This window comes from Ruminococcus sp. CAG:330 (assembly GCF_000437175.1).
Classification (GTDB): Bacteria; Bacillota; Clostridia; order Oscillospirales; family Ruminococcaceae; genus Ruminococcus_C.
In genome coordinates this window covers 1-4670 of record NZ_FR897998.1, presented here as the reverse complement: position 1 = coordinate 4670, position 4670 = coordinate 1, and the positions used below count along the sequence as shown (strand labels likewise).

Here is a 4670-nt window from a genome sequence, read left to right as displayed (position 1 = left end):
CAAGACCGCTCCGCCCTGTGTCCCGTTTGCTGTGCTGTAGTCTTGAAAACATTCCGGTGGAATGTTTTCAACGGAATGTCCCATGCTGAAATCGGCGGACACGGCACGCCGTGTCCCTACTCTGCACGAAGCTTTTTCATTGGGCAGTGCTCTGTCTGAATTATCACGCAATTCTGTGGGTAAAACCACTGCAATAAAAGGAAGGAAAAAATCATGATCGACATCAAATGGATCCGGAATGATCCGGAAAAAGTCAAGGAGAACATCCGAAAGAAGTTCCAGGACGAAAAGCTGCCGCTGGTAGACGAAGTGGTAGAGCTGGACCGGAAGTTCCGTGAGGCAAAGGTGCAGGGCGACGAGCTGCGCAGCCAGCGGAAGTCCGTCAGCAAGAAGATCGGCGCCCTCATGGGTCAGGGCAAAAAGGAAGAGGCTGAGGCAGTCAAGGCTGAGGTCAGCGCCATCGGCGAAAAGCTGGAGGCTCTGGAAAAGCAGGAGGCCGAGCTGTCCGCAAGAATCCGTGAGATCATGCTGGTCATCCCGAACTTCATCGACGATTCCGTGCCCATCGGCAAGGACGATTCCGAAAACGTGGAGGTCGAGCGCTTCGGCGATCCGTTCGTGCCGGAATTTGAGGTGCCCTATCACGTGGACATCATGGAGAAGCTCCACGGCATCGACATCGACGCTGCCCGTGACACCAGCGGCAACGGCTTTTACTATCTGTGCGGCGATATCGCACGCCTGCACTCCTCCATTCTGGCATATGCCCGTGACTTCATGATCAACAAGGGCTTTACGTACTACATTCCGCCGTTCATGATCCGCAGCAAGGTCGTTACCGGCGTCATGTCCTTTGCGGAGATGGAGGGCATGATGTACAAGATCGAGGGCGAGGATCTGTACCTCATCGGCACCAGCGAACACTCTATGATCGGCAAGTTCATCGATACCATTCTGCCGGAGGAGGAGCTCCCTAAGACCCTCACCAGCTATTCCCCGTGCTTCCGGAAGGAAGTGGGCGCACACGGCATTGAGGAGCGTGGCGTGTACCGCATCCACCAGTTTGAGAAGCAGGAGATGATCGTGGTCTGCAAGCCGGAGGAGAGCATGGACTGGTTCCACAAGATGTACGGCTACACCGTCGAATTTTTCCGCAGTCTGGATATTCCGGTGCGCACACTGGAGTGCTGCTCCGGCGATCTGGCTGACTTGAAGGTGAAGAGTCTGGACGTTGAGGCATGGTCGCCCCGCCAGAAGAAGTACTTCGAAGTCGGCAGCTGCTCCAATCTGGGCGACGCACAGGCAAGACGTCTGAGCATCCGTATCAAGGGCAAGGACGGCAGCAAGTACTTTGCGCACACCCTGAATAATACCGTGGTCGCACCGCCCCGTATGCTCATCGCATTCCTGGAGAATAACCTGAACGAGGACGGCTCTGTCCGGATTCCGGAACCGCTCCAGCGGTATATGTTCACCGATTGCATCCGTCCGTAAGGCACGCATCAGAAATAACGGCAAAAATCATGGGCAGTCCCGAAAGGGGCTGCCCATTTTGCGTGGGGGGAATTATTGTTTTGTAGGGACACACGGCGTGCCGTGTCCGCAGGTTTTATATAAAGGGAAAGAACAAGAAAATCAGCCTCCCCTGAAAGGGGAGGTGGGCGGCGAAGCCGCTCGGAGGGGTTCTCTTGTGAAATCTTTTTATGATGTTTTCAATATCAGTGGAGACCCCTCAGTCAGTGCTGCGCACTGCCAGCTCCCCTTTCAGGGGAGCCTAATTTTTCTTAAACGCTTTGTGATATGAAATCGTTGGCGGACACGGCGTGCCGTGTCCCTACAAAGTACACCGAACACCTCGCCATCTGCGCGCAGTTGGATCAGCCTGACGGGTTCCACGATTTCGGTTCTTTTTGTTTCTGCACGATGCTTTTTCAACGGCGGGCACAGCACAGCTTTCCCCGATGCGTCCCCTTTTCCACAGAAAATACAACATACTTTCCACATGCCTTTCCACAAATGTTGAAAACCCAGCCTGTCGAAACCCCAAAAAAACCGCCGAAATCCCGTGAATTCCAGCGGTTCTCATAATGCTTTCCCCAAGGCGCTGTGGAAAGAATTGTGGAAAGTGGGGAAAGCTTTTCCACAGGCGCTTACAGTGTCAGAACAAAGCAAATCCAGCTGCCGTACTCCGATTCCACCTGAATCTTGATGCGGTGGGCATCGGCGATGGTCTTGGCAATGGACAGCCCCAGACCGTATCCGCCGGCGCTGGTTCTGGCACGGGAGGAGTCGCTGCGGTAGAAGCGCTCGAAGATCTTCTCCCGCTCGCTCTCCTCCACGCCCTTGCCGGTGTTGAAGAATTTCAGGATCTTTTTGTCCCGCACCTGCTGGAGGGTGACACGAATCTCCCCGTGCTCCTCGCTGTACTTGATGGCGTTGTCAATGAAGATGCCCACCAGCTGTTTGATCTGCTCCGGATTGCCGGTGTACTGGATGTTCTCCTGAATCTCCAGCGTCAGCTTTTTCTCCTGCTCGAATGCCTGGCTTTCAAAGGGCAGGGCAGCGCTGGAAACGGCGGAGCTGAGGGAAAACTGGCGGAAATCCTTTTGCCTGGCTCCCAGATCCAGCTTGGTCAGGTTCATCATGTCCGTGATGAGAACCCGCATGCGCTCCGTCTGGGACTGGATGTAGCCCAGCCACTTGTTTTCCCCGATCTCGTCGTGGAGAATGTCCACGTTGGCGGAGATGATGGTCAGGGGCGTTTTCAGCTCGTGTCCCGCATCGGAGATGAACTGCTGCTGCCGTTCGAAGCTGTCCTGCATGGGGCGCATGGCTCGTTTGGTGAGGATCATGGCGAGGAAGAAGATCACGCCCTCCATGAGGAAAAAGACCAGAATGCTCACAAAGAGCAGCTTTTTCAGCAGCAGCTGTTCTGCGCTGCGGTCGGAAAAAACCACCAGCATGCTGCCGTTGGACAGGTCTTTCCGGCAGAATTGCAGCTGCCCCAGAAAGCCGTCCGGCTTTTTCTGCGTGCGCACCTGATCCATCAGCGTCTGCGCCTGCGCCACGGTGTAGTCCTCCGTGCCGTCCAGCTTGGTGAGCGTGCCGTCCGGATCGGCGAAGCAGATGAAGTGGTCGATGGTGACCTCGTTGCCCCGCTTATCCCGCAGCGGCTGCCGGCCCGGCTGGAACTGGGTGTCGATCGTGCCGGAGGCGGATACCTGTAGCACCATCCGTGCCATGGGCAGAACGGATGCGGTGCTCTCGGTCTGGGGCTGCTCCCAATAGCCGTGGTGCCACGGGTCGTCCCAGTCCGGCATGGTGTCGGGAACTGCTGCGGTGACCGCCGGCGGTGCCTCGGTCTGCTGCACCGCAGTGGTGACAGCGGGCGGCGCTGTTTCATGTGAAACATTGGGTGCGGTTTGCAGCGGCATTTCCTCCTGCGGCGGCGGTGCTGTCTGAATAGCCTCCGGCGCTTTTCGTTCCTCCGTGGAACTTGCGGCAGTAGCGGAGGTCTCCGTGGTGGTGGAGGTCACGGCGGAGGTGACTGTTTCCCCAGTGGTCTCGCCGGTGTTGCCGGCAGGTGTCGTGCCGGGCGGCTGGTCGGGCGGGAACGGTTCGCCGCGCTGCCGGTCCTCCCACATCTGCGCCTCGCTGCCGGCGATCTGTTCCAGCAGACTCTGGGACTGCTGGTAGCTCATGGCCTCGGTGATGACGTTCAGCGCCACCAGCGGTACCAGCAGCACCGCTGTCAGCAGGGACATGGTGATGAGGATGAACTGCCGTCTGACACGCCGGATCATTTGGATTCCTCCAGAGAGTAGCCGATGCCCCGTGCCGTGCGGATCTGGACGGGGGAATCGATGGCGTGGAGCTTTTTCCGGAGGAAGGAGATGTACACCTCGATGTTGTTGTACTCCACATCGCTCTCATAGCCCCAGATCTTTTCGATAAAGCGCTCCTTGGGGATGATACGGCGGGGATTGGCGAGGAGCATCTCCATGATCTGATATTCTTTCAGACTGAGCTTGATGCTGTTTTCGCCCTGGGAGAGGGCATAGGTCTGGCGGTCCAGACAGAGCTGTCCGAATTGCAGACAGTCCACCTCCACCTCGCCCTTGCGCCGTGTGAGGGCACGGATGCGTGCCAGCAGTTCGCCGGTGGAAAATGGCTTGGTGAGGTAGTCGTCTGCACCGCAGTCCAGCCCGTTGATCTTGTCCTCCACCTCGGATTTGGCGGTGAGGAGCATGACCGGCGTGGAAATTTTCTCCTGCCGGAGGATGCGTACCACCTCGACGCCGCTGCGCACGGGGAGCATGATGTCCAGGAGGATGCAGTCATAGATGCCGGTTCTGGCGTAGTCCAGCCCGTCACCGCCGTCATAGACCGCATCCACCTTGTATTTGTTGCGCCTGAGGATTTCTGAGAGGGTATCCGCAAGCTGAATCTCATCTTCTACTACAAGGATATTCAAAGTAACCATCCTTTCTGTGGGGATTCTTCTCCAGCTTCCAGTATAGCGAAATTAGCTTGAAATAAGCTGAAGTGCGGCGGGAATAAACTTGTGAAATTGTCGGACTGTTGCGCTGCGACAAAAAGCATCGTGCAGAAACGCAAGGAACCGGAGCCGTGGAACTCGTCAGGCTGCTCCAGCTGAGCGCAGCTGGCGA

The 4670-nt window shown here is 56.9% G+C and carries 4 protein-coding genes; 1 reads left to right on the top strand and 3 read right to left on the bottom strand.

Annotated features, from left to right (window positions below; translation table 11 throughout):
- Positions 1 to 213: 213 nt before the first annotated feature.
- Positions 214 to 1494 (top strand): serine--tRNA ligase, encoded by a 1281-nt coding sequence (gene serS / locus QZL66_RS01375; RefSeq protein WP_022409977.1) that lies wholly within the window; start codon positions 214 to 216, stop codon positions 1492 to 1494.
- A gap of 656 nt (positions 1495 to 2150) precedes the next feature.
- Here the strand turns inward: serS and QZL66_RS01370 are convergent.
- The 3 genes from QZL66_RS01370 to QZL66_RS01360 all read right to left on the bottom strand — a co-directional run.
- On the bottom strand, positions 2151 to 3803 hold the full coding sequence (locus tag QZL66_RS01370) for a sensor histidine kinase (protein ID WP_022409976.1): 1653 nt from the start codon (positions 3801 to 3803) through the stop codon (positions 2151 to 2153).
- Complete coding sequence (locus tag QZL66_RS01365; protein WP_369677346.1) at positions 3800 to 4483, bottom strand: response regulator transcription factor; 684 nt, start codon at positions 4481 to 4483, stop codon at positions 3800 to 3802. Before QZL66_RS01365 ends, QZL66_RS01370 begins: the two co-directional genes overlap by 4 nt.
- The coding region (locus QZL66_RS01360) for a hypothetical protein (RefSeq protein WP_293601752.1) at positions 4471 to 4670 on the bottom strand (200 nt) is incomplete at its 5' end. The genes QZL66_RS01365 and QZL66_RS01360, both read right to left, overlap by 13 nt.